This is a genomic window from Nitrosospira sp. Nsp2 (assembly GCF_003050965.1).
Classification (GTDB): domain Bacteria; phylum Pseudomonadota; class Gammaproteobacteria; order Burkholderiales; family Nitrosomonadaceae; genus Nitrosospira.
In genome coordinates, this window is record NZ_QAOU01000002.1 from 62,885 (window position 1) to 89,356 (window position 26,472).

A 26,472-nucleotide genomic window follows, 5' to 3' on the forward strand; every position below is an offset into this window, starting at 1 on the left:
CTTTCCGCTGGGCAGTACCCCTTCCCGAGGAGTTCTTCATCATGAGAAAAACGCGCGGCTTTAACGTCGGAAGCTTTATTCTCGCTGCAACCTTGTTCGCTGGGCCCGGTTTTATTGCTCATGCCGCTGCGCAGGAACGCTCCTACCTTATCGATCTCAATAGCAGGACGGTGACCGAACTCGGAGATCTGGGGGGCGGTTTCACCAGGGCCTACGGCCTTAACGATTCTGGACAGGTAGTAGGAAGTTCCAACACGTCTGCCGGCACGCAACGCGCTTTTATCACCGGCCCAGATGGCGTGGGCATGACTGATCTCGGTACCCCAAGCGCGAATTCGAGGAGCCAAGCTTATGGCATCAATAATGCGGGCCAGGTGGTTGGATTTTCGGCCACGCCCGAAGGCGCTCCCCGTGCTTTCATGACCGGGCCCGGCGGGATGGGTATAAGGGATCTTTTCGGGGGCGTTGCTCAGGACATCAACGCGGCTGGGCAGGTCGTCGGCGGAACCGGCGATGATTTTCATGCTTTTATCACTGGCCCGAATGGCATCGGCGTGAAAGATCTAGGATACCTGGAGGGAAATTACAGCGTGGCTTTTGGTGTCAATGATCGTGGCGAGGTGGTCGGGTGGACACCGGTGTCAGGGAATTCACACGCTTTTATCACCGACCCGGGTGGCGCGAATATGAGAGACCTTGGGACTTTGGGCGGAAGCTTTAGCCACGCTAATGCTATCAACGGTGCGGGGCAGGTCGTAGGATTTTCCTCAAAAGACGATTCGGGTCAGGGAGGGTTTGCTTTCATCACTGGCCCCGGCGGGGTGGGGATGAGGGACTTGGGCACCCTGGGGCGCAATTCCAGTGTGGCTAATGACATCAACGAAGCCGGGCAAGTGGTGGGATTTTCCGCTACCTCCATCGATGGCCTTGACCACGCTTTTATCATCAATCCTGATGGTACTGGCATGATCGACCTGAATTCGCTCGTGGACGTGCCGGGCGGCGCTATTCTCACCCGAGCCATGGATATTAATAACATGGGCCAGGTAATCGCGCTGGGTATTCCCGAACCGGAATCCTATGTCATGTTGCTTGCGGGGCTCTTCATGATCGCGTTAATGGGACGGCGAACGTCGATGCACGCGTAAACGCGGTGGGAAGTTGAGATGGTTCCGGTGAGTGAAGCCGGGGCGGCGCCGTGCCCTTTGCTATTGACCGATGGGCCGAGCTCGAAAGGTACGATCAATCCGGCAGAAACCCATACTCGACCGGAAATTTGACATAAAACAGGTCTATAGCTTCCGTTTCCAGCAAGTCGAGGAAAAGCGCGGCATCATCTTCGGTCAGGATAAAACTTACTTCCACCGGGAGGTCCGCCGCGAGTTCGAGAAAAGTTGCTTCATGCAGCGTGCCGTGGCGCCCGAAACCGGCCACGGCACGCATCGCCGTGCCCCCCTCCAGGCCGAACTTGCGCCCACGCTCAAGCAGCCATTCGAACATCAGAATGCCCTTGTGTTCGCGGTATTCGCTTACGTAGAACTTCAGGTATGTTCCGTGTGCGGTTTGCATTGTCCCATCGGCTTTTACGGTCGGGGTGAATGCCGGTTCAGGCAGTTTCCATCGCGCGGCTGTATATGCCTTCGCGAGCCAGGCCATTCAGCTGGCAACGCTTGGAGAAGGCACGCTGCGCAGCGGCAACGTTTTCGTCCCGTCCCCGCCAGGTGGAGAGAACCGGCTCCTGCAGCGCGCGGCCATAGGAGAAACTGAGCTGCCATGGGTGTTCCCCCATCGCGTTCATGGCGTTGAGATGGTCGGTCGCATCCTCGGGGGTCTGGCCGCCCGACAGGAAGACAATGCCAGTCACCGCTGCCGGGACGTAGCGCCGCATGCAGCGCACTGTGGCCTCTGCAACCTCGGGAACGCTGGCCTGCTGCGGGCACTTCTTCCCTGGAAGCACCATGTTCGGCTTGAGCAGCATGCCTTCGAAGAGGATTCCGTGAGCATCAAGTTCGGCGAAGACGCATTCAAGCACTTGCGAGGTGACCGCTTCGCATCGCTCGATGCCATGGGCGCCGTCCATGAGCACTTCGGGTTCGACGATCGGCACCAGGTCGATTTCCTGGCACAGGGCTGCATAACGCGCCAGGGCATGGGCATTGGCGTGGATGGCGCAGGCGGACGGTACGTCACGTTCGTCGATGTCGATGACCGCCCGCCATTTGGCGAACCTCGCCCCGAGCTGCTTATACTCGGCAAGGCGGTCGCGCAGGCCATCCAGTCCTTCGGTCACTTTGTTGCCGGGTTGCAATGCGAGCGGCTTCGCGCCTTTATCCACCTTGATCCCGGGCAGGATGCCCCGGTTCCAGAGAAGTTTCGGGAAGGGCGTGCCATCGCTGGCGCTCTGTCGTAGCGTTTCGTCATAAAGTATGACGCCGCTGATATAACGTTCGATGCCTTCGGTGGTGAAAAGTATTTCGCGATACCGCCGGCGGGTTTCTTCGGTCGATTCCACCCCGATCGGTTCGAAGCGCTTCTTGATGGTCGGACCGCTTTCATCCGCCGCCAGAATCCCTTTCGGCGGCGCGACGATTTGTTCAGCCGTTGACCTGAGTTCATGGATATTCATTGGCTTATCCTCCTCTTGACCCGCCCCATTGTATATTTCCGGAAGATGGCAGCATGGCGATGGATTGAATCCGGCCATCGCAGCCGCTCCTGATCGTTGTCCGCTCTGGGGTGGAGAAAGCAGGCAGCGGCCGATAGAGTCAATATAGACCAAGCACCGGTCGCATGCCCAGACTTGCGGGCAATCAACAGGGGACCCCGACACGCGGCCCTGCAGTCGGGCGCAGTGCTGTTTAAGGCGTTCGAGGCCCGTCGAACAGGCCCATCAGCCATAGGAGAATAATGGCAACGACGACCCCGGCGATGATGACATAGTACGGCCACACCGGTTTCTTGTCGGCGTAGGGATCGGTCAGGGAGCGATGCGAGCCTTCCGGCAGGCGGGCGAGCTTAGTCAGGGAGGTGCCGAAGGAGATGTTGATGAGCGCCCTCGAATTGATCGCCCAGCCATTTGCGTCCAGCACGGGGCCAAGGTTGCGTTTTTTCAATTTGAACCATGCAATGATCATTGCCGGACCGGAAATGATGAGGATGACGCCGAGGATGGCCAGCGGAATCTGCCAGAATTTCAACCCCAGTATTCCGCCGACAATGGATGCGAGCACACCGCCGATGGCGCCGAGTGCCAGCCCGATCGCGGCAAAAATACCGGCGAATTTGCCCACATCGAAAGGTGGCTTCGGCGGTGGCGGGGGAGCGCCCGCCACCACAGGCGTGCTGGTGGCGACGGCGGTCTGGATGAGCTTTGCATCCGCCGCCGCGGCCCTGGCTGCGGCGAGCTTCTGTAACTGATCGTTGACGAACCTGATCAGTTTTTTATACGGCGACCAGAACGCCTGCCGGATACTGATGGGGTGGTCGACAATGCGCACGATGGAAGCGTCCCAGTCATTGCCCTTGCGATCATAGAAAATTCCGTTGCGGCCCACCATGAGAAAGTCCGAATCGCCGGCGGTAAAGGCAGCAGCGATGCTCATTTTCTCCGCGCCGCCATTGCGCACGCAATCGCAATACGCGAGGTACAAGCCACTCATATTGGCAAATTCCGCGTGCTTGGCGATATCCTCGACCCGTACGCAGAGATCGCAACTGCGGCCGTCGAGATAAAGGGTTCCCAGCTGGAATATCGCCTTCTCCCGTCCGGTGTAAAAGCTGCGGAACGATACGAAGTTATTCACCAGCTTGTACAGATCGCGGCGGTAGCGCAGCAGCCGTTCCATCGAGTGGGTTGCCTTTACCTCGGTTTCCACCGATTTATCCAGTCCGATCAACCCATCGATCGCGTCCCGATGGTCGCTGGCCGCGATCTCGCGCAGACGCGCCAGGCCCAGCTGCTCGACGCTGCCCGCGGGCTTGGCCGCCTGCCATGCCTCGAATGGCTCAAATCGGGCGCAAAGCGTTGCCCACTCCGACCTCGACAGGCTTTCCTTTTTGCCGAACAGGGGAATGATGACGAGTTGTCGCAACGCTTCGATCGGTTTTTGCCACGCTGGGTTGATGCCGGCAACCAACGGCAGGGGTTTGTCCGGCTCCACTGTCGCCAGAGGGAAATTGGCGATATCGCTGCTATCCGTGGACAGCGTTTGGGCCGCAATGCCCTGGTAATCTTCCACGGATCGGCTGAGCGGCACGGCAGCGCGTACGTCGTAAGCAGCCAGGCTACAGCGTGTGAAGTAGTCGCTGATTTTTTCCTTTACCGCGTGAAACGCATCCGCCGCGGCGCTGGTCTTTTCCCCAACGAAACGGATATTTGCGTCCCCGTCCGCTTTGGCCTGCCAACCGAGGTAGGCGGCAACTTCCGCGAAAAATGCATCGCTCATTTCCTGGTTGACGCCGGGCTCTCCGCTCAGGTCGACTGCCGGCCCGAGGCATTTGATCATGTCCAGGACCGTTGCGCGCACGTCCTCGTCGGCAATGCGCGCGGCGGAAATGATGCCATCGCCGTTGAATTCCAGCCCGGCGACGAATTTTTCGATATCAGCCATGTCCGCCATGGAAATGGTGGCGGCATTGGGTTTGCCCAGATTTTTCAGGATGTAGTGCGCCGAAGCCAGCACCTGCCGGCCTTCCTGGGTGCTATCGTTTATTTCCGAAAGCGCCAGGCTATCTCCGCCTTGCACCAGCAGATCGGGGTTTCTCAGCAAGCCGCCTGCCCAGCCAATCGCACCCAGCACTTCGTTTGCATGCACGCGCGCATCATCATCAGTGTCGATCAGGTCAAGCGTCCTGGTATCGAATTCTATGCCCCTTGTCGGGCAGCTCAGCGCCACCCATAGCTTCTGATCCAGCTCTTTTAATGCCAGCAAGTCGGCGCCGGTATCGATCTGCACCTGGTCGAAACCACCGGCGCGGAAAAAATTCCATGCGTGTGGGGGTAGGAGTGAGGGCGTGGCCATGATTTATCCTTCTTTTTTATTGATTATGCCAAACAGCGCTTGTTTCCGCCGCTTCTTGTCACGCAGTCCTGGAATAATCCCGGATGCGCCAATTCCCTAGCCCGACGCTGACGCTGGGGTTTGAAAAGGTCCAGGTAAAGCCTGCGGTGATACCGGTTATGCCATTATGGACGTGCCCGGCATTCCTGTTTTATAGATGCAGCGCGCGAGTATTGCAAGCAGGCGATAAAGACCTGATGGACGAGCAGAGTCAGGGAGCAACGTCAAGGTACGGAGGGAACCGGCGGTGCTTGCTTCACTCCGGGCCCGGTGAATCCCTTGAATCCCAGTCTTGTGAGCGTTTTCACCTCTGCTTCGGTCTGGACACCGCCGGCAATGACCATGATACCGTTGCCGCGAGCCAGGGTGCATAACCCTTTCAGGAATTTCTGATTGCTCTTGTTCTGATTGATGCCGTGCACAAAGCTGGGATCGACCTTCAGATAATGCAGGCCCAGGCCGGTCAACTGCCCAAACTCATCCCGGTGGTGGCCGAAGTGCTCGATGCCGGTGCGGCATCCGAGTTCCCGGAAGATCTGGCAAAAATCCCGCAACGCTTCAATATTCCCGAACGCCCCCTGCTCCGGCACCTCGACCCAGAGGCGCGAGCACAGGCCGGAGTGCTGGCGCAGCAACTCTACGAGCCTGTCGCGATCATCCCGGGCGGCGACCGATTCGATGCACAGGTTGATCGCCAGGTCGTCTGTGCTCGACTCCAGCAGCTGGAGCGCGTGACGGATGACCGTCAGGTCGAGCGCGCCGGTCAGGTTGAGGCGCGCCGCAATAGTGATGAAATCGCTTGCGTCAAGCCAGCCCCCATCAGGCTGGGCTTGCATGCGCACGAAGGCTTCCTGGTGCAACACGGCACCAGCGGCGCCAGCCACGGGAAAGAGAACCAGTTTAAAGCGATCCTGGGCGAGCGCCTCGCCGAAGATATCGCGCCAGTTGCTGATATCGCGAGCAGGTGCGGCTGCGGATAAGGGATTGCTGATATGCCAGGCATTGGCGCCCGCTCGCTCGGCCGTCGCCAGCGCGCTGTCTGCCTTGGCGAGAAGGTCACCCAGTTTATCCCCCCGATGATAATGAATGGCGCCGATGTGGTAGAGGTTGGCTGAGTCAGGGCTAAGCTGAGACGATAGCGCGGCGAGCTCGCCCATCAACCGGTTCGCGAATTCCGTTGCATCCTCCATATGCGGGACGATAAGGGCGAAATCCGAGCCGTTCAGGCGCGCTGCGAGGCGACCGGCGGGCTCGCCACCCCCTTCGCCGGCAATCCTGCTGACGAGATCGCCTATCTGCCGCAGCAGCCTGTTTGCCTGTCTGTAGCCAAGCTTCTGGTTGATCTGCTCCAGCCCATGCAGGCGTATGAGGAAGAGTACGCCGCCTGCTGCCTCATCCGGAATGACTGGGGTGGTACCCGTGTTCGCGGCAGAAACGGGATGCCCGCCATCGCTCGCCGGAGCTTCTTCGCCAGTTGCGCCATTAGCCCCACTGCCTGCACTGATGCTTTCGCCACCGGCAGCAGGCACGGTATCAGCATCGCCCTGCGTCTGCGGAGCCTGCTGACTCTGCGCCTCTGGCCCGGTCTCATCAACATCCAGCAATTTACCGAACCGGTCCATGAAATACTCGCGCGTGGAGAGTCCGGTGATGGGGTCGTGGTTGATCTGCTGCTGAAACGCGTCCAGCCGCAAGGCTTCCTCAAGGGTTCTGTTGTGCAGACGTCTTACCAGGTCGTTCATGGCGCGTGCGATAGTACGCAGCTCGGCAATCCGCGGTTCGGAGACGGTGAGAAAGCTCCGGTCAAGAATGGCCTCGGACTGGGCAACCATCGCGGCCAGCGGCTTATTGATACGTTGCAGTATCAGCATGCCGATAAATCCGCAGAGGATGCCGGCAGCCAGAAACCAGCGCAGCAGGGTTTCGGTCTGCTCCCATAGGGCCTGATGGGCGAGACTGGCGCTGCTCACGACTTTTATCACACCAAAATTGATCCAGCTATCGGGAATCTGGGCCAGTCCCGCGGGGGCGCTGATGGGGAAGAGTTCGACGAACCAATCCGGAACACCGGTCGCTACCGGGTTCGCCACCCGTTCGATGATGACCTTGCCATCTGGGGACGTGATTGAAATCGTCGCGTACTGGCCGCTGCTGAAGAATGCGTCGATCTGCAGGCCGACAGTGACCGGGTCTTTCCCCAGACGGGAAATGGAGTGAGCGAGGGCATTGGCGGTATCGACATTTTTTCGGTGCAACTCCTGCTCCAGATAGCGGTGGGTGCTGAGCAGGCTTACCGAAATACTCCCGGAAAAACTTGTCAGCGTAACCAGAATGACGGCCAGCCAGAGTTGTCGAAAAAGTGACATTGCAACGCCTGATGTTAGGGAAGCGATAAATATACCGACGACCGCGAGACCTCCGCATTGCCGAACAGAATGCGCGAAAGGCGACGAGCGGATGCGAGCCCGCGGGCGGAGCAGCATCTTCGGAGGAAGGTGCCCGCCGGGGGCACCTTCCCGCCATCCCTGGGGAGATCGCAGACCGAGTCAGGGATCCTGCTCGCGCGCCTTTTCTTTTTTTCTGATTCTACCTGCAACGCGCACGCGGCGGGCCGATTTAGAAATTGCACTCGAGATTATCACGGACTGGACGGTGGTTCAATTTCAGAGGAAGATCGAGCGCGAGAACAACATCCGCCCGGGTGAGCTCAATGTCAGCCCACGGGTCTGCCGCCTGAAAAACATCGATGCGTACCGCTTTCATCTCGCACCCCGACTGCCTGTTGCACGAATGCGGTCCATATCATCCTGAATCCCCGGCCCGGCTACAGGCCATAGAGGATGAACTGCTGGCATGCGGCCTTATGCCGCAACTGGAACGTCATCTTGCGCCGCTGGCAGCTCTCGAGCAACTGCAGCGCGTGCACGCACCCGGTTACATCAAAATGCTGGAGGCAGCAAGCCTGCGCGCATCTGCAACCGGCGGGGCATATCTCGATCCTGACACCGCGATGAACCGCCATTCCATGAAGGCGGCGTTGCGAGCGGCGGGCGCGGTCGTGCTCGCAACGGACCTCGTAGTGCAAAAGAAGGCGGATAACGCGTTTTGCAGCATCCGTCCCCCGGGCCATCATGCGCAACGCAGCCAGGCCATGGGCTTTTGCTTTATCAACAATGTCGCGGTCGGAGTGGCGCACGCCCTGGAGGCACATAAGCTGGAGCGCGTCGCTGTGGCTGACTTCGACGTGCATCACGGCAACGGCACCGAAGATATTTTTCGGGACGATGCGCGGGTCATGATGGTTTCCACATTCCAGCACCCCTTCTATCCCTACCAGGGCCTCGAGGGGCGCTCCGACCGAATGGTCAATATCCCGCTGCCGGCTGGCGCCGGGGGCGAGCTGTTTCGCGCCGCCGTGCGTGAGTTCTGGTTGCCCGCGCTGGAGCGCTTCCGGCCGCAAATGCTGTTTGTCTCGGCCGGCTTTGACGCGCATAGAGACGATGATCTTTCTTCGTTGAATCTTGTGGAAGAGGATTACGCCTGGGTAACCCGGATAATACGGGAAGTTGCCAGCCGCTTTGCCGGTGATCGGGTGGTATCGGTTCTCGAGGGCGGCTATCACCTGAAGGCGCTGCGACGGAGCGTGGCGGCTCATCTGCAGGCCCTGAATGCTCCATGAGCATGCTCCGGCCGTTCCCCGCCGTTCCCGGTCGTTCCCCGAGCCCTCCTTATAAATGAACCAGAGCGGTGCCGCGCTGATGCAGCGCGCCACGCCGCATGCGGCGTGGAACCTGAAGGAACTTGGGGAACCTCAGCACAACTTAAGGGCCAAACCAGAACCAGAATCCGAACGGGCCTCGATTAAAGGTAGGCCTCAGACGGGAACCCATGGCGGATCTACGCGGCGCAAGAGGTTATAAGTGGGTTGGCTGGGGATTATTAGCGTTTCTTCTTTAATTTTACCGATCTGTTTCGCAACACGACCATTGTGTCTATGATAAGGACGTACTCACCACAAGGTTATTCAGACTTTGATTATCAGCCTTTCAACCGGCACCTCATGGTCATGGCGGAAAACACGCGGTGAAGATCAGCTATAAGTCGGGCGTGGCCCTTGTTCTGCTGATTGTTCTGCTGGGCGTCGGTTTCGTCATATGGCATCACAACGCTCGCGCGCAGACCAGCATCAGGGTCGGCGTACTGCATTCACTGTCGGGTCCGATGGCCGTGAGCGAAAGGCCATTAGTGAATGCAATCCAGCTTGCCATCGACGAGGCCAATGCATCCGGCGGAATAAACGGACGGAAAATAGAAGCTCGGGTAATCGATTGCGGGTCTGATCCGGATGACTGCGCCCAGGACGCGGAGCGGCTGATCACGCAAGACTATGTCGAGGCCCTGTTCGGATGCTGGACGTCGGAGTGCCGGAAAGCGGTGGGGCAGGTCGTCGAGAAGCATCGCCACCTGCTCTTTTACGCGCTGCGGTATGAAGGCATGGAACAGTCGCCGAACATCATTTACGGCGGCGCTGTACCCAATCAGCTGGTCATGCCGGCGGTTCACTGGGCATTGGAAAATCTCAGCAGGGCCGGGGGGCCGAGCCGAGGGGGTAAACGGGTGTATCTGGCCGGCTCGGACTACGCTTTTTCGCGCGTGCTGAATGTCCTTATGAAGGATTTACTCGCTGCGCACGGCGCGGAGGTGGTGGGCGAGCGCTATGAGCCACTGAAGAGCACTGCAATGGACGACCTGGTAGCTGATATCGCCCGTCAGCAACCGGACGTTGTGCTCAATACCATCAGCGGCATCGACAATGCCGCATTCTTTAACGCGCTGCGGGAGCAGGGGCTCACCGCCGACAAGGTTCCCGTGCTCTCGTTCAGCATCACCGAGGTGTTGACCGCCGAGGATACCGCACGGATGGCCGGCCATTTTGCGGCGCGGAATTATTTCCAGACTGTTCCTACCATCGAGAACCAGGCTTTTTTGAAAAGGTTCAGCAAGCGTTTCGGTTCCGAGGCCATGGTCGATAGCCCGGCGGAAGTTTCTTATGTCAATATGAAAATGTGGATTGATGCGGCGCGGGAAGCAGGTTCCGGCGAGCTGACCCGCGTGCAGCGCATCATCTTGCGCCAAAGCCTGCCTGCGCCCGAGGGTGTGGTCTCGCTCGATCCGGTTACGCGCCATGCATGGAAAGTGGCGCGGGTCGGCCGGGCGCGCCCGGACGGTCAGTTTGACATCGTCTGGGAATCGGGCCGGCCGCTTGAGCCTTCGCCATTTCCCTCGTACCGGTCGCGCGAAGAGTGGGATTCTTTGCTCAAGTCGCTCGGGTTGGCTGGGGAGCCGAAAACATGATGCGGTTCACCTCACTCACGCAGCGCTTCGCGGTCTGGTTTGTCGCGGTCTCCCTGCTGCCTATCCTGGTCATCGGGTATACGCTGCTTCGGACTTTTGAAACCGAGATGGAACAAACCGCCATCCGGCAGGTTTCCGCGATGGCCGATATGAAAGCGGAGCAGATCGACAGTTATCTGCGCGAGCGTCTCCTCGATGCGCGTGTCATACAGACGGCAAGCACCACGCGCCAGGCGGTGCGCGAGTTTGCCGAGGTCCATGCCCGGTGGGGCGTGAACTCGGATGCCTATCATCGCCTGGACGCCCGCTATCGCGAGCACTTCAAACGGTTTGTGGAGGAAGCCGATTATTATGACCTGTTCCTGATCTCCCGGCAGGGGCAAATCGTCTATACCGACGCTCATGAGGCCGACTTTGACACCAACCTGATCACCGGTCCGTTTCGAAACACCGGCCTGGGCATGGTGACCCGCCAGGCATTGAACACCCTACAGGACGGCGTTTCCGATTTTGAACGTTATGCGCCATCCCATGGCAAGATCGCTGCGTTCATGGCGTTCCCGATCGTGATTCAGGGCAAGCTTGAGGGCGTGCTGGCGCTGCAGATCTACAGCGAGCGCGTTTTCCAGGTGGTGACGGACAACGTCGGGCTCGGGGCGAGCGGCGAAACGGTGCTGACGCGACTGCTGGATGAACGCACCGGCCTGGTGATGGCTCCCCTCAAGCATGAACCCAATGCGGCGCTGGAGTTCAAGGTGCCGCTCAATAACCCGCCTTCTTCGGCTGCGGTAGAGAGTGGCTTGCACGGCGAGCGCGGGGGTGGCCTGAAAACGGATTACCGCGGGAAGGAAGTGGTGGCGGCATGGCGATATCTGCCGCGCATGAACTGGAGCATCGAGGTAAAGATGGATGCGGACGAGGTGTTTGCGTTCATGCAGCGCGTGCGCACCTTCGGCCTGCTGATCTCCGGTCTGACCCTGGTTGCGGCTGTACTCGGCGCACTCCTGTTCAGCCGCCGCGTCGTCACCACGTTGAAAAATCTCAGCCAGAGCGCCCGCCACATTGCGGCGGGAAACCTTGAGCAGCGCGTGCCGGTGGAAGGATGGGACGAAATAGGGCAGCTGGCGAGGACTTTCAATACCATGACCGAGCGCCTCAACGCCAGCAACCGCGAGCGCGACATTGCCGCAAACAACCTGCGGCAACTCAACCAGGAACTGGAAGAAAGGGTGGCAGTCCGAACCGCTGACCTCGAGCGCGCCAATGCGATCCTGGTCAGCAAGGAAGAGGAAATGCGCTCCATCGTGGAGCATATGGTGGATTGCATCATCACTATCGACGACAAGAGCATCATCCGGTCGGTCAATCCGGTAATAGAAAAACTTTTTGGATACACGCGCGATGAGGTGATTGGCCAGAATATTTCCATGCTCATGCCCGAACCCCATCGGAGCAGCCACGACTCGTACATCAACAGGTATTACCGCACCGGGCGAGGGCGCTGCGAATTCGATCATATCCTCTCGCTTGAAGTCGAGGGCATGCATAACATAGGCATGGGCCGGGAGGTCGAAGGGCGGCACAAGAATGGAGAGCTCATCGACCTGTATGTCGCGGTGAGCGAATATTTCGTCGGCGGAAACCGCTATTTCACCGGCGTTTTGCGCGATATCCGCGAACGCAAGCGCGTGGAACAGGCGCTGCGCGGCAGCGAGCAGCGTTTTCGCGCCATCGTGGACAACCTAGCCGCGCTTGTTGGCGAAATGACCCCTGATGGTGTCGTGGTGGATATCAACCGTACCGCACTGGAGGTAGGCGGCCTGCGGAGCCAGGATGTCATTGGCAAGACGCTGGACGAAACGGGATGGTTTTCCTACAAGCCGGAGGTGCAGGCCCAGATTCGAGAAGACATCAACCGGGCGCAAGCCGGGGAAATAGTTCGCCGTGACGTTGAGATACGCATTGCCAATGGCGGTCTCATGACAGCTGATTGCATGCTGGTGCCGGTTCTCGACCCCAAAGGCCGGGTCGTGAAAATAATTCCTTCTGCAATCGACATCAGCATGCGGACGCGCATCCTTAAGGAGTTGCAGCAGGCACGCCTCGACGCCGAACAGGCCAATCAGGCAAAATCGATCTTTCTTGCCGCCATGAGCCATGAAATACGCACGCCCATGAACGGCGTGATCGGCATGGCTGACGTATTGCAGCAAACCAGCCTCAGTGGTTACCAGACGGAGATGGTCGATCTCATCCGGGAGTCGGCCTTCGCCCTGCTGGAGATCATCGACGATATTCTTGATTTTTCCAAAATCGAGGCGGGCAGGCTGGAAATCGAGCAGGCCCCCATGTCGGTGGCAAAGGTGGTGGAAAAGGCATGCGGCATGCTCGAAAGCCTGGCGGTCAGAAAGGGCGTTGAACTTACGATGTTCCTGGACCCGGCGATACCCGACGAGGTGCGGGGCGACGCCTTGCGCCTGCGCCAGGTGCTGGTCAACCTAGCGAACAACGCGATCAAATTCTCCAGCGGCCAGCAGGAGCCCGGCCGGGTGGCCGTGCGCGCGGTGCTGATGGAGCGCAGCCTCGACCAGGCGACGGTGGAGTTTCAGATTATCGATAACGGCATCGGGATGGACGAGGAAACCCAGTCGCGGCTTTTTACCTCCTTTACCCAGGGCGATGCATCCACCACCCGCCGGTTCGGCGGGACGGGCCTGGGGCTGGCAATCTCCCATCATCTGATTCAACTGATGGGGGGGTCGGTCAGCGTGACGAGCGCGCTGGGCGAGGGGTCCGTTTTCACGGTGCGTCTGCCGTTTACGTCTCCGCTTGCCGCCCCCGCCGCGAGCAAGGTTGTGGATCTGACCGGGATCTCGTGTCTCGTCATCGGCGACCCGAAGGGGCTGGCGGACGATCTGGCGATCTATCTGGCATATAGCGGGGCGACGGCCGAGCGGGCGGTGGATGTGGCGGAGGCAACTAAACGGATCGGGAAACTTCCCCCCGGCTTGTGGCTGGTCATCATCGATGCGGGACACGACCTTCCGCCACTCGAGACTGTACGCGCCGCTTTCCATGCCCGGCCCGACGTCGATCCCCACTTCGTGGTGCTCGAGCATGGGCATCATCAGCCCGACATCGAACCGCGCTTTGTTGTGATCAGGCGCGGGCGGCGCCGTCACGAGCGTACCGAAACCGTGGATACCGTCACGGTTGACGGAGATGTCATGCATCGGGACGCGTTCCTGCGGGCGGTCGCCCTTGCGGCGGGACGTCTGCAGGAAGAAGCCGAAGTGCGTCCGCCCGAGCAGGTGGAGGCGGTGGCGGTGCCATCGCGCGAGCAGGCCATGAGCGAGGGCAGGCTCATTCTGGTGGCGGAGGATAATGAAATCAACCAGAAAGTGATCCGGCAACAGCTGACCTTGCTGGGATATGCCGCAGACATTGCCAGCAATGGCCGCGAAGCGCTGGAACGCTGGAAAAGCGGGAACTACTCCCTGCTGCTGACTGATATCCACATGCCGGAGATGGACGGCTACGAATTAACGGCGGCTGTCCGTCAGGCGGAGGGGGAGGTGCGCCGCGCGCCCATTATCGCTTTTACCGCAAATGCGCTCAAGGGAGAGGCCGAGCATTGCCGTGCGGTGGGCATGGACGATTACCTGAGCAAGCCCGTGCAGCTTGCGCATCTAAAAGCTATACTGCAAAAATGGATGCCACCAGTAGCCGCAACCGCTCAGCTGATCAAACTTGCGACTCCTTCGGCAACGCCGGTTTTGCAAAAACCGGTAGACGTGAAGGTTCTGGAACAGTTGGTCGGGAATGACCCTGCGGTAATTGGAGAATTTTTACAGGACTTCCGCATCAGTGCGGCAAAAATTGGAACCGAACTGCGTGCTGCCATCGTCGCGGGGGATACCGTGCCGGCTGCCGCCGCCGCACATAAGCTTAAATCGTCGGCCCGTTCCGTCGGCGCCCTGGGCTTGGGTGAGTTGTGCGCAGAGATGGAGCGGGCGGGAAAGGCGGGGGATGCCGCGGCGTTGAATTCGCTTTTGTCGCGTTTTGAACTGGAGTTGGCGACCGTGGATAAATATATCGAATCATTGGCATAATAGGCGTTCTCGGTAGGGTCGGACGTGGGTTCCACCGTGCTTCCACCAGGTACATCGCGGTTTTTTTCCCGTCAACGAATAACATAAAGTGAGTCGGCAATCGACTTCTGGGGGTACTTGATGGCAACTGCCAGGCCGTTCCTGATGTTTACGGGCAACGCGCAAGCCGCGATGGATCTGTACGTCGCCACTCTCCCTGATTCCCGCATTATGCGCGTTGAGCGCTACGGGCAAGGCGAGCCCGGCCCTGTCCATACAGTCAAAGTCGCAGTTTTTGCTCTCTGTGGCCGCGAGTTCATGTGTTCGGATAGTCCCGTCAAACATGATTTTACGTTTACACCTTCAAGCTCCATTTTTGTGGAATTCTCTACTGAAGAGGAGCTTGACCGTGCATTTGACATACTGTCGGATGAAGGCAAGGTTTTTATGCCGCTGGGCAACTATGGTTTTAGCCAGCGGTTTGGTTGGGTAAGTGACCGCTTTGGTGTTTCCTGGCAGCTCAACCATGCCGTCTAATAATTCATTCAAGCCGAAGTCGCTTCGCGGTCGGCGTAATTCAGGCGATAAAAGCAATGGTTGAAAGATCGGAAATCAGAATTCTGGTACTGGACGATGAGTCCTTCATGCTGAAGCTGCTGAGGCGCGTGCTCGTAAACGCGGGCTTTACCAATGTCACGCTGTGCGACAGCGGGCAGGCTGCGCTGGACCGGATTGCCGGCCTGCAGGGGGGGCCGGATGTGATCCTGCTGGACCTTAACATGCCCAAAATGGATGGGATCGAGTTCGTGAGGCACCTGGTCGGCCTGCACTACCAGGGCAGCCTCATTCTGGTCAGCGGGGAAGATGAGCGCATGCTGCGAACCGCCGAGAAACTGGTTCAGGCCCATCATATTCCCATACTTGGTTACCTGCATAAGCCGGTCAAGCCTGAGGCCCTGGCCGCACTGGTCGAGACATGGGTCCCTTCCGCAACCAGTACCGGTGGACCGGCGAAAAAAGCATATAGCGTGGATGAGTTGCGGGCCGCGATCGACAACGGCGAGCTGATCAATTATTACCAGCCCAAGGTGTCGGTTGCCACCGGCGACGTGGTCGGCGTCGAGACGCTGGTGAGATGGAGGCATCCGGTCGATGGTATCGTTTTTCCGGATCAGTTCATCAATGTGGCCGAAGCCGGGGGCCTGATCGACGCCCTCACACGGGTGGTATTCGCCGGGGCGATCGAGCAGACGAAAATCTGGCGCGAGGCGCAGCTACCCTTGCGGGTCGCGGTGAACGTGTCCATGGATAATCTGGCATCCCTGGACTTTCTCAATTTTGTCGCTGAGCTGACGGCAGAAGCCGGTATCGCGCCGCAGGGCATCGTGCTGGAAGTGACGGAAACAAAGCTGATGCAGGACACGCGCGCTCCGCTGGAGATCCTCACCCGGCTGCGCCTGAAGCGCTTCCGTCTGTCCATCGACGATTTCGGCACCGGGCACTCTTCGCTGGCTCAGCTGAGGGATATTCCGTTCGATGAACTGAAGATCGACCAGGGCTTCGTGCACGGCGCATGGGCAGATGAGACCCTGCGCGCCATGTATGACGCGAGCTTGTCCCTGGCACGGCAGCTGGGAATGGAAGTGGTGGCGGAAGGCGTTCAGGATCGCAACGACTGGGAGCTTCTGCGCAGCACCGGGTGTGACTTGGCCCAGGGAAATTTTATGTCGCGTCCCATGTTGCCCGCGGATCTGCCGGGGTGGGTTGAAAGCTGGCGCGAACGGGTGCGGAATGAGTTATTCTCATCCCTGCCGACGCGCGAAGGTACGAAGGAATAGACGCAGGAATAGCCCACCCGACCGGCCGCCAGATTAGCGCGCAGCGTACCGAGTAATGCGGCAAGAGGCTAGATCAGCAGCGCCGCCGCAACCCGCCGCCCTTCCGCGGTGAGGATGTTGTAGGTGCGGCAGGCGGCCGCGGTATCCATCACCTCTACGCCGATGCCCGCCTGGAGCAGGCTCCGGGTCAGCCGCGGGTGCGGAAAACGCAGCGTGGCCCCGGTGCCGAACAACACCATTTCCGGTTGCAGCGACTTCACGAAGTCGAAGTGTTCCGCCGTGACGTCCTCGAAGGCGGTCGCATCCCAGTTTTCGATGATGCGGTCAGGCAATACGATCAGGCTGTGCTCGTAACGCTGGTGGTTGATAATGACATGCCCGGCCCCATAGCCGGTGAACATATTCTGTCCGGTCATTCCGGAAAGATGCAGCTTCAATCAAGGCTCCATTTGCGGCAGGTTGGCTGGTCGGGTAACATTACATCTTTTTCGTGCCGTGATAAAGTTTTTGTGCCTGCTCAAGTGTAAACAATGGCGGAAAAAGTAGCATTTTCCTGATTGACGGACGAGCCGCGAGGTCCTGAAGCGGTAAAAATCCGTCACTGGTTATTCCTACCGGCGCTTGACTGGCATTACCGGCACCCTATCCCATTACGCGACTACGCGATCACGCGATCACGCTTTCCCATCCATGCGGCCCATCCTGAAATCCAGCAAGCTGGCGAATGTCTGTTATGACATCCGCGGGCCGGTGCTCGACCGTGCCCGGCAAATGGAGGAGGAAGGGCAATACATCATCAAGCTGAATATCGGCAACCCCGCGTCTTTCGGTTTCGACGCGCCGGAGGAGATCCTGCAGGATGTGATTCATAACCTTTCCGCCGCATCGGGCTATTGCGACTCGAAGGGTCTTTTCGCGGCGCGCAAGGCGATCATGCACTACACGCAGCAGAAGCGCGTCAAGGACGTGCGGATGGAGGACATTTACATCGGCAACGGTGTTTCCGAGCTGATTGTGATGGCCATGCAGGCGCTTCTCAATACTGGCGATGAGGTACTGGTTCCTTCCCCCGACTATCCGCTATGGACGGCGGCCGTGGTGCTCGCGGGAGGCACGGCGCGGCACTATGTTTGCGATGAACAGTCCGGCTGGCTCCCCGACCTCGACGATATCCGCTCGAAGGTCAATTCGAACACTCGCGCAATCGCCATCATTAACCCGAATAATCCGACCGGAGCGCTTTATCCGGACGAGATGCTGTTCGAAATCATCGAGATCGCCCGCCAGCATCAGTTGATCGTTTATGCGGACGAAATCTACGATAAAGTACTGTACGACGGCGCTGAGCACACATCGATCGCCTCGCTGGCGGATGACGTGCTATTTGTCACCCTGAACGGTTTGTCCAAGAACTATCGCGCCGCCGGTTTCCGTTCCGGCTGGGCGGTGGTTTCAGGAACAAAACAATATGCCCGCGACTACATTGCCGGACTCACCATGCTGGCTTCGATGCGCCTGTGTGCGAATGTTCCATCGCAATTCGGCATCCAGACCGCACTGGGCGGATACCAGAGCATTAACGATCTTGTCCTGCCCACCGGGCGGCTCATGCGGCAGCGCGATCTCGCCTGGAAACTGCTGACGGATATTCCCGGAGTTTCCTGCGTCAAGCCCAGCGCGGCGATGTATTTATTCCCGTGTCTCGATCCAAAAATGTATCCGATCGAGGACGACGAGCAGTTCGTGCTGGATCTGCTTCTGGAAGAAAAGGTGCTGGTGGTGCAGGGAAGCGGGTTCAACTGGCCGCGACCGGATCATTTCCGCGTCGTCTTCCTGCCTAACAGCGATGACCTTACCGAAGCGCTGGGCCGCGTCGCCGATTTTCTCGGGCGGTACCGCAAGCGGCACCGTACCTGAGAATCGTGAGGGACTTGCGGGACCTGAGAGCGGACGAAAGCATGGCGGAGGGAAATGAAAACGGTGCCTCCCAGCCAATCAACCGATTTATCTGAATAATAATATTACTCACGCTATGAAACCCATCAATGTAGGACTAATAGGCATCGGCACTGTCGGCGGCGGTACGTATGCCGTCCTCGAACGCAACCAGGAAGAAATTACGCGCCGGGCCGGCAGAGGCATTGTCATCCGCATGATCGCGGATCGCGACGTGGAGAAGGCGCGCCAGCTCGCGGGCGAAGGCGTGCTTGTCACGGCCGATGCCAATGAGGTTGTGTCGGACCCGAATATCGATATCGTGGTCGAGTTGATCGGCGGCTACACCGTTGCAAAGGAACTGATACTGAAGGCCATCGACAACGGCAAACACGTCATTACCGCGAATAAGGCTTTGCTGGCCTCGCACGGCACCGAGATCTTCGCCGCGGCGCAGAAAAAGGGGGTCATGGTTGCGTTCGAGGCGGCGGTCGCGGGCGGCATCCCCATCATCAAGGCGCTGCGCGAGGGATTGACGGCAAACCGCATCGAATGGATTGCCGGAATCATCAACGGCACCAGCAATTTCATTCTTTCCGAAATGCGCGACAAAGGTCTGACTTTTGATACCGCGCTGAAGCAGGCGCAAAAGCTGGGGTATGCCGAGGCCGATCCGACCTTCGATATCGAAGGCATCGATGCCGCGCACAAGCTTACTATCATGGCTTCGATTGCCTTCGGCATTCCCATGCAGTTCGAGAAGGTCTATACCGAAGGCATCGCGAAACTGACGCGCGAAGATATCCGCTACGCCGAGGAACTGGGCTACCGCATCAAGCTCCTGGGCCTTACCCGCCGTACGGAGGGGGGGATCGAACTACGGGTTCATCCAACACTCATTCCGGCCCGGCGGCTGATCGCCAATGTCGAGGGCGTGATGAACGCGGTCGTGGTAAAAGGCGATGCGGTGGGCGCAACACTCTATTATGGCGCGGGCGCGGGTGCGGAACCGACCGGCAGCGCAGTCGTGGCCGATCTCGTGGATGTGACCCGCATGCATACTGCGGATCCCAAGCACCGCGTTCCCCATCTCGCGTTCCAGCCCGACCTGTTATCGGATACGCCGATCCTGCCGATGGAGGAAGTGGAGACTTCCTATTACTTGCGGCTGCGGGTCCTGGACAAGCCGGGGGCGCTCGCGGATATCGCGCGCATACTTGCGGACCTGGGCATTTCCATTGAAGCCATGGTGCAGAAAGAGCCCAGTGAAGGGGAAGAACAGGTCGATATCATCATGCTCACCCATGTGACGCTCGAAAAACAAATTAATGCGGCCATCGCCAAAATCACGAAGCTGCCGACAATGACCGGCAAGGTCACGCGAATTCGGCTGGAACACTTGAACAGCAAATAATGGCGGCGTTGGACACATTTGGCCGCCGAGTCGCGGGGAGCCCCCTGTAATCTTTTGAAACGGCTTCAACGGCGGCCCGGCTCAATAACAGCCTTCATGAAAGGCCTTTAGGAAAGCCTGGGGGAGCGAGCCAAAACGCTGCCGCCATGCAATTTTTTCAGTTAAAGAACATTCTGTATTCCTTGACGGTGAACGAATGCGCTACATTTCCACTCGCGGCGGAATGCCGCCAAAGAAGTTTTCCCAAATCCTGCTGGGCGGGCTCGCGCCCGATGGCGGGCTTGCCATGCCCGAAACCTATCCGCAAATCGATGCGGCCGGGCTGGCCAGACTGCGCGGCCTGAGTTACGCGGAACTTGCGTTCGAGATCATTTCCCGGTTTGCGGACGATATCCCCACGGATGACCTGCGCGACATGATCGCGCGCACCTATAGCGCGGAAGCGTTTCAAAGCGACGAAATCACGCCGCTCAAAACGCTGGAGCCGGGGTTGCATATCCTCGGGTTGTCGTATGGCCCGACGCTGGCGTTCAAGGATATCGCCATGCAACTGCTGGGCAACCTGTTCGAATATGCCCTCGAAAAAACAGGAGAGCGCCTGAACATCCTGGGCGCGACATCCGGGGATACGGGTCCGAGCGCGGAACACGCCATGCGCGCCAAGCGCAGCATTCGCGTATTCATGCTGTCGCCGCAAGGCAAGATGAGCCCCTTCCAGACCGCGCAGATGTTTTCCCTGCAAGACCCGAACATTTTCAATATCGCCATTCGGGGGGTATTCGACGACTGCCAGGATATCGTCAAAGCAACCAGCAATGATATTGCCTTCAAGCAGAAGTACCGCATTGGCACCGTCAATTCGATCAACTGGGCCAGGATTGCAGCGCAGATTGTCTATTATTTCAAAGGTTACTTTGCCGCGACCCGCTCAAACGAGGAACAGGTGTCCTTTTCCGTGCCATCCGGCAATTTCGGCAATATCTGCGCGGGGCATGTTGCCCGCATGATGGGATTGCCCATCAGGAACCTGATTCTTGCCACTAACGAAAACGATGTGCTGGATGAATTCTTCAGGACGGGTCGCTATCGCCCCCGGGAAACCGCCGAAACACTGCACACCAGCAGTCCCTCAATGGATATTTCGAAAGCGTCCAACTTCGAGCGCTTCATTTTCGACCTTACCGGACGGGACGCGGCAAGGGTAAAAGAATTATGGGACGTGGTGGACGCGGGTGGGGCCTTTGATCTTGCCGGAACCCCCTTATGGGAGAGAATGAATGATTTTGGCATGGTGTCCGGTACCAGCAGCCATTCGGCCCGGATTGAGATGATACGCAAGGTACGCGAAATGTATGGCCTGCTGGTCGATCCGCATACCGCCGACGGTTTGAAAGTGGGGTTGGAGCATCGTGAGGCCGGCGTGCCGCTGGTCTGCCTCGAAACTGCCCTCCCGGTCAAGTTTTCCGAGAGCATTGTCGAGGCTATCGGAAGTGAACCCGCCCGTCCCGCCGGCTATGAGAATATCGAAGACCTGCCGCAACGGTACGTGGTCATGAATGCCGATCCGGACGTGGTCAAGGCCTTTATTGCCGAGCAGGCCCGCCAGGATTAGAGGGAGCTGCACTTTCCCGGCTTCCCACTCTGCCTTGGGACACCTTCCTGCCTGGGCGCCTTCCTGCCTTCGTTGATCTCGTCGCTCGTCCGCTGATCCCCGCCGGACCTTCCCCGCCCGTATCGATTTCCCCCCGGCCTAAACCTTGCGATAAAAGTTACCGATAAAAGTTATTCATGCCACCCGAATCGGGGGCACTTCTCGCCTTCTCGAGGGCGATTCCATGGGGATTATTTCGCGAATTTTCAGCCTGATAATTCGCGCTTTTCACAACAGCCGGAACCCTGGCGGTGCTACCAGGCAGGATGGCACTTTGAGACTATTGCTCTCACTCGTCAAGCGCGTAAGCTGAAAGGCCCATTACAATGAAACAGGTTCGTCAAAGTCATGAATAAAAAAGAACTTATTGATGCGATGGCCGCTAAAACCGGCTCTCGCAAAGTCGATGCGGAACGCGCTATTGTTGCGCTGATCGAGGTTATTTCGGATGCCCTGAAAAAAGGGGATTCCTTATCGCTACCCGGTTTTGGTTCCTTCGGAATACGCGAGCGTTCTGCCCGTACTGGCCGAAATCCCAAGACAGGGGAAGAACTCGCGATTGCGGCCTCCAAGGTTGCTATATTCAAACCGGGTGCGGCATTTAAGGCTGCGCTCAATGAGGGCAAGGGTAAGGACGGCAATAGGCGCCAGGGTTAGCGCAAGCAAATGTGCGCGTTTCAACGCTCGGGCTAGTGGCTGATTCCGCAACACAGAAGCGGAAATTCCCATCAGCCCATGCCGACGTTGATAGCGCCACCCCACGTCCTCCACGTACCGCTGCGGTGTCCAGCAGTGCATCGGCCATCAGATGCTTGAGCTTGCTGTTCTGCTTTCTCTTCAAGGGCGCTCAATCGCCTGGCCTCAGACACTCATGCCCCCCGCAGCCTGGCCCTCAACTTGTAACAGGAGGGCATCCAAAAATCAGGTGGGGGGGTGCGTCCCGTGCACAGGCACGTCCGCCTCTATTCTCTTCAGGAACCAATCACCTGTTCACTGATTGCTTCGTCAGGAGTCCGCTCCTTTTTTCAAGGATCGCACTCGACGTAATGAAGCCAATAAACAAGAGCAGGTCATTCCCGCGGATAACCGACTGACCGGACACATTAGCTACCTTCTAATGTGTCCGGCAATTGCCGGCTTGCCCCCAGCATTTTCCCCTCTTAGTCTATTTATTCGCCTAATTCAATCCGCCCGCACGATCAGGCGGCGATTCCTTGATGCAACCACGAATCTTCCAATTACTCGTCATACACAAGTTTTGGTAATAGCTCCAACCCATGTCATGCACGCTGCCTTGGATTTATAGTACAAAGATTTCTAAATAGCGAAGAATCTTGTGTCACGTCGGAACAACATTTTCGCTTACTGCTGGTTTTTCCTATTCCTTGCTCTTCCCGGAAGCCCCATCTATCGAGAAAACAGGTGTAGTCAACTCTTTGTAGACGATAAATTACAAGTTGCAAATTTTGTCGCTGTATGACCCTCGCTTTTTGCGCCTCGCAAGCTAAGTTAACAGGGAATTTGCCAGAAAAACGCAGAAACGCAGGTTGGGCTGGCGCAGCATAACTCGACGCCGATCTCGGGCGCATGAGCGTCGTGCTGTCGGATTATACTGTGCTAATCCAACCTGCGAGTTCCATAGCGTTCAACGGGAGCGATTTCAAAAAAGGTCATCGGAGGACTTCCGGTGTTCTGTTCTGTATGCGGGTCCATTGATAACCGGCGTGCCTGGTTCACTTGCGCTGCTTTTCCGCAGCGGCAAGAAAGTCGTCCAGGATGGGTCCGGAATCAAGCAGTTCGCTGCCCAGGCCGTGAAACTCGGGATGCCATTGAAAGCCGGTCACATAGGATTGGCCGCGCATGCGTATTGCCTCGATAATGCCGTCGCTTGCGGAAACAGCCTCGACCACGGAGTCGCGTCCAAGCCGCTTGATGGCCTGATGATGGATACTGTTGACCAGATGCTGATGCTGGTCCCCGTATAGCTTCGCCAGGCGCGAGTTCTCCTCGATCAGGACCGTGTGCCGGTGCTGGTCGTACAAGTCTGCGTCCACATGCGCCATGGCGTCGGGATTTTCGGTAACGATATCCTGGTAGAGGCTTCCGCCCAGCGCGACGTTGATCAGCTGCAGCCCGCGGCAGATGCCCAGCACAGGCTTTGACTGCACCACGCATTCCCAGAAAAGCTCCATTTCATAGAGATCGCGCACCCGGTCGCCGGACCATTCGGGCCGCACCGGCGTTTCGCCATATGAGACGGGACTTACGTCCGCACCTCCTTGCAGAACCAGGCCGTCTATTTCCCTCACGTAGTCGCTGATGCGTACCTTGGAGCGTTCAACCCCCCCGGTTTCGATCGCCGGCAACATGAATACCAGCGCGCCGCGCCGCATGATCCAGTGCGCGACCGTTTGCTCGAGGTATTGCAGGGTCTTGTTGCGAAAGCCGAGTTCGGGCGGGGGGTTATGCAGGATTCGTGGCGACAGGCCAATCCGTAGCGGGCGGGGCATGGTAGGGGGCCGCCAGGCTGGCCCTCAATTGCCCATCCACAATTCGGCCTGCAATTGCATTACATCGCCGAGATTGTGCTCGCGCGCGTAGGTTTGGCGCAGCCAGTTGGTGCCATTGCCGACAATGAGTATTTCACGGATGCGCTCCAGCGCCTCGCTCGCGCGCAGTTCGCGCGCGTGATCGCTGATGCGTTCCAGCATGTCGTTGATATCCTCGCGAATACTGCGCCGCACGTGGGTGCGCGGATCGATAAAGACGCCGTCGAGGCCGAAACGGCATGCCTGGAAACGATTGAAGGTATAAACCAGGTAATCGTCCTCTTCCGGAGGGGTACGCTGTTCCACCATGATGTATCGTGACATCGATTGAATATAGCAGGCAATGGCGGCCGCTATCTCTACCGTGAGAGGCGTGTCGCACACCCTGACTTCTATGGTGCCGAATTCTGGCTTGGGTCGGATATCCCAATAAAAATCCTTCATTGATTCCACCACGCCCGTGCCGGTCATTTTCGAGAAAAACTGTTCGAAGTCTTCCCAGCGTAGCACGAACGGAGCACGTCCACTCAAGGGGAACGAGAACACCGAATTCAGCCGCGCCGAGGCAAACCCGGTATCGTGTCCCTGTACGAATGGAGAGCTGGCGGATAACGCGATGAAGTGGGGAATATAGCGCGACAGCATATGCATCAGGTGCAGCGCCTCATCCGGTCCGGGACAGCCGATATGGACGTGCTGGCCGAAGATGGTGAACTGCTTCGCCAGGTAGCCGTACAGTTCCGACAGGTAATGGAAGCGCGGCGCATCGTAAATCTTCTGTTCGCTCCAATGCTGGAACGGATGGGTGCCACCGCCCGCCACGGCCACATTCAGAAAGCGACCGGCATCGGTAACGGCGCTGCGCAGGGTGAGCAGTTCCTCGACAAGCTCGCCGTACTCCTGCTGCACAGAGGTGTTGATTTCGATCATGCTGCGGGTCATCTCCGGCTTTATTTCGCCCGGGTGCGTGGATTTCTCCAGGCGGCGCAGTATATCCGGGGCTGAGGAAACCAGGTTATAGTCATTACAGCTGAGCAGCTGCAGCTCAAGCTCCACGCCCAAGGTCAGGGGGCGCGAGGAAGCAAAGGGCATCAGGCTCATCTTCCGTTCTCCGACGTCTCTCCCGCTTTCCGCAGGGCGGCTTGCACCAGAAATGGGCCGGCAAGCTCAAGAATGACAATACAACTCATCAGCGCAAGGCCCAGTCCCGAGGCGAAGCCAGGAAAAACCGTTCCCGTATCCACCGTAAGCAGAAGCGCGACGCTGGACATGGGCGTCAGCGCCACGCCCAATGCGAGAGCCTGGCGCAGGCCGATGCCGCTGTAATTGGCCAGAGCCAGCACCGAAAGGAGCTTGGCCGCCGCCCGCACTACGATGAGCAGCAATACCAGCAGGAAGCTGTCGCTCAAGCCGCCGAGGTCGGCTGCGAGGCCGGTCGCGATGAACATCATCACCACGAGCACAGCCCCCGCCGAGCCGAAGTGCGGCGGAAAGGTGCGCGGACGCTTGCGGCGGTAGCGCGTGATAAGGCCCGCGGCCAGCAGCACCAGAATTGGACTGAGTTTGAGCGTCGAGGCCATGATGGTCGCGAATGCGATCATGCCGAACAGGACAAAGGAAAAGGTTTCTTCGTGCTGTCCCAGATAATGATGGATGCGCTCGAAGGTAATACCGAACAACCAGGCCAGCAGCGCGGAACCACCGAGGAGATAGAGGGGCGGCAATATGGTATGGATCAGTTCAGCCCCCGTTGCTCCATGCAGGCCTGCGACGGCCAGCTTATGAAAGATGACCGCATAAATGCAGTTGAGCGCGGTCATGAGCATAAGCCGGTCGGTCACCTGCCCCTGGGCGCGCGTTTCGGTAACGATTCGCACCACAATGGCGGGAGAGGTGGCGATGACGATAGTGGCGACGACGGCGGCAGCAGCCCCAGCATAGCCAAACGATTTCAATAGCCCGAAAACAGCGGCAAACGTGGCAGTCGCTTCAAGCAGGCTGGTGGCCAAAATCCAGGGGTTGGCCTTGAGCCAGCGAAGGTTCACCCGGCTTCCAAGCTCGAACAGCAGGATGCCCAGCGCCAGGTCCACCACCAGCCGCCATTCGGCAGCCGACACCTCGGGTATCAGGCTCAGCCCCCCGGGACCCAACAGTATGCCGATGCCGATATAGCCGACAATGCGTGGCCACCGCAGGTGCCGCACCATCATTTCGCTGACGAGCACCGCGATAACGAGCGTGAGCGCGAGCCATAGCGCCGGACTCACCGCAAACGGCCATACGGGAAGATAGTCAGACCAAGTCATGCGGTACCGGGAAGGGACTGCAGGGAAACGCCCTGCCCGACAGCGAAAAATCTTATCAATTGCATCCGGTCTCCTTCGAGGGTGATTGGTTTAAAACCGATGTTTGAATGGTTCGAAGAAACTCGGAGGGCCTCAAGCCGGGCCCCGGAAATGCTTCCGTTGGTTCAGCGCGGCGCCCGCATTTGGTGCTGGATCCCAAGTGGAAGGAGAATCATTATAAACTATGAACGAGACGAGAAAAACCCAACCGCTGAGCAGTGCCCGGAAACGACG

General features: G+C 58.5%; 18 protein-coding genes. 10 read left to right on the forward strand and 8 right to left on the reverse strand.

The window, feature by feature from the left end; all coding sequences use genetic code 11:
* Positions 1–41 precede the first annotated feature (41 nt).
* Entirely contained in the window at positions 42–1,148 is a 1,107-nt protein-coding gene (locus C8R31_RS04460) for an HAF repeat-containing protein (RefSeq protein ID WP_107692883.1), read from the forward strand.
* Positions 1,149–1,242: 94 nt separating this feature from the next.
* Here the strand turns inward: C8R31_RS04460 and C8R31_RS04465 are convergent, their stop codons facing one another.
* The 4 genes from C8R31_RS04465 to C8R31_RS04480 all read right to left on the reverse strand — a co-directional run bounded on the left by C8R31_RS04465 (position 1,243) and on the right by C8R31_RS04480 (position 7,426).
* Positions 1,243–1,569, reverse strand: a complete 327-nt coding sequence (locus C8R31_RS04465) for a DUF190 domain-containing protein (protein ID WP_107693443.1) — start codon at positions 1,567–1,569, stop codon at positions 1,243–1,245.
* A gap of 37 nt (positions 1,570–1,606) precedes the next feature.
* Complete coding sequence (locus tag C8R31_RS04470; protein ID WP_107693444.1) at positions 1,607–2,626, reverse strand: class I fructose-bisphosphate aldolase; 1,020 nt, start codon at positions 2,624–2,626, stop codon at positions 1,607–1,609.
* A gap of 232 nt (positions 2,627–2,858) precedes the next feature.
* Positions 2,859–5,021 (reverse strand): hypothetical protein, encoded by a 2,163-nt coding sequence (locus C8R31_RS04475; protein WP_107692884.1) that lies wholly within the window; start codon positions 5,019–5,021, stop codon positions 2,859–2,861.
* A gap of 263 nt (positions 5,022–5,284) precedes the next feature.
* Positions 5,285–7,426 carry an EAL domain-containing protein gene (locus C8R31_RS04480; RefSeq protein ID WP_107693445.1) on the reverse strand — a complete coding sequence of 714 codons (2,142 nt, stop codon included), beginning with the start codon at positions 7,424–7,426 and terminating at the stop codon, positions 5,285–5,287.
* A 380-nt stretch (positions 7,427–7,806) separates the two neighbouring features.
* Here C8R31_RS04480 and C8R31_RS04485 point away from each other — a divergent pair, with 380 nt between their 5' ends.
* The 5 genes from C8R31_RS04485 (at position 7,807) to C8R31_RS04505 (ending at position 16,344) form a co-directional block, all read left to right on the forward strand.
* On the forward strand, positions 7,807–8,739 hold the full coding sequence (locus C8R31_RS04485) for a histone deacetylase family protein (protein ID WP_107692885.1): 933 nt from the start codon (positions 7,807–7,809) through the stop codon (positions 8,737–8,739).
* Positions 8,740–9,143: 404 nt separating this feature from the next.
* Positions 9,144–10,415, forward strand: a complete 1,272-nt coding sequence (locus tag C8R31_RS04490) for an ABC transporter substrate-binding protein (RefSeq protein WP_107692886.1) — start codon at positions 9,144–9,146, stop codon at positions 10,413–10,415.
* Positions 10,412–14,527: a PAS domain S-box protein gene (locus C8R31_RS04495; RefSeq protein ID WP_107692887.1), complete on the forward strand. Its 4,116-nt coding sequence runs from the start codon at positions 10,412–10,414 to the stop codon at positions 14,525–14,527. The genes C8R31_RS04490 and C8R31_RS04495 overlap by 4 nt, the downstream gene beginning before the upstream one ends.
* 120 nt (positions 14,528–14,647) lie before the next feature.
* The gene (locus C8R31_RS04500; protein ID WP_107692888.1) at positions 14,648–15,043 is read left to right on the forward strand and encodes a VOC family protein; all 396 of its coding nucleotides are present in this window, start codon (positions 14,648–14,650) and stop codon (positions 15,041–15,043) included.
* Positions 15,044–15,099: 56 nt separating this feature from the next.
* Positions 15,100–16,344, forward strand: coding sequence for an EAL domain-containing protein (locus C8R31_RS04505; protein WP_107692889.1), 1,245 nt, complete (start codon positions 15,100–15,102; stop codon positions 16,342–16,344).
* A 68-nt stretch (positions 16,345–16,412) separates the two neighbouring features.
* Here C8R31_RS04505 and C8R31_RS04510 read toward each other — a convergent pair whose 3' ends face one another.
* Positions 16,413–16,781: an Mth938-like domain-containing protein gene (locus C8R31_RS04510; protein WP_107692890.1), complete on the reverse strand. Its 369-nt coding sequence runs from the start codon at positions 16,779–16,781 to the stop codon at positions 16,413–16,415.
* Positions 16,782–17,034: 253 nt separating this feature from the next.
* Here C8R31_RS04510 and C8R31_RS04515 point away from each other — a divergent pair, with 253 nt between their 5' ends.
* From C8R31_RS04515 to C8R31_RS04530, 4 genes are all read left to right on the forward strand, one after another.
* Positions 17,035–18,261: a pyridoxal phosphate-dependent aminotransferase gene (locus tag C8R31_RS04515; protein WP_107692891.1), complete on the forward strand. Its 1,227-nt coding sequence runs from the start codon at positions 17,035–17,037 to the stop codon at positions 18,259–18,261.
* A 115-nt stretch (positions 18,262–18,376) separates the two neighbouring features.
* Entirely contained in the window at positions 18,377–19,693 is a 1,317-nt protein-coding gene (locus tag C8R31_RS04520; RefSeq protein WP_107692892.1) for a homoserine dehydrogenase, read from the forward strand.
* Positions 19,694–19,889: 196 nt separating this feature from the next.
* The gene (thrC, locus tag C8R31_RS04525) at positions 19,890–21,305 is read left to right on the forward strand and encodes a threonine synthase (protein ID WP_107692893.1); all 1,416 of its coding nucleotides are present in this window, start codon (positions 19,890–19,892) and stop codon (positions 21,303–21,305) included.
* Between the two features lie 387 nt (positions 21,306–21,692).
* On the forward strand, positions 21,693–22,001 hold the full coding sequence (locus tag C8R31_RS04530) for an HU family DNA-binding protein (RefSeq protein ID WP_107692894.1): 309 nt from the start codon (positions 21,693–21,695) through the stop codon (positions 21,999–22,001).
* A gap of 1,076 nt (positions 22,002–23,077) precedes the next feature.
* Here C8R31_RS04530 and C8R31_RS04535 read toward each other — a convergent pair.
* The 3 genes from C8R31_RS04535 to C8R31_RS04545 are packed head-to-tail and all read right to left on the reverse strand — an operon-like array spanning position 23,078 to position 26,199.
* The gene (locus C8R31_RS04535) at positions 23,078–23,854 is read right to left on the reverse strand and encodes a gamma-glutamyl-gamma-aminobutyrate hydrolase family protein (RefSeq protein WP_107692895.1); all 777 of its coding nucleotides are present in this window, start codon (positions 23,852–23,854) and stop codon (positions 23,078–23,080) included.
* Positions 23,855–23,878: 24 nt separating this feature from the next.
* Positions 23,879–24,994, reverse strand: a complete 1,116-nt coding sequence (locus tag C8R31_RS04540; protein ID WP_107692896.1) for a YbdK family carboxylate-amine ligase — start codon at positions 24,992–24,994, stop codon at positions 23,879–23,881.
* The gene (locus C8R31_RS04545) at positions 24,991–26,199 is read right to left on the reverse strand and encodes a cation:proton antiporter (protein ID WP_107692897.1); all 1,209 of its coding nucleotides are present in this window, start codon (positions 26,197–26,199) and stop codon (positions 24,991–24,993) included. Before C8R31_RS04545 ends, C8R31_RS04540 begins: the two co-directional genes overlap by 4 nt.
* Positions 26,200–26,472: the final 273 nt, after the last annotated feature.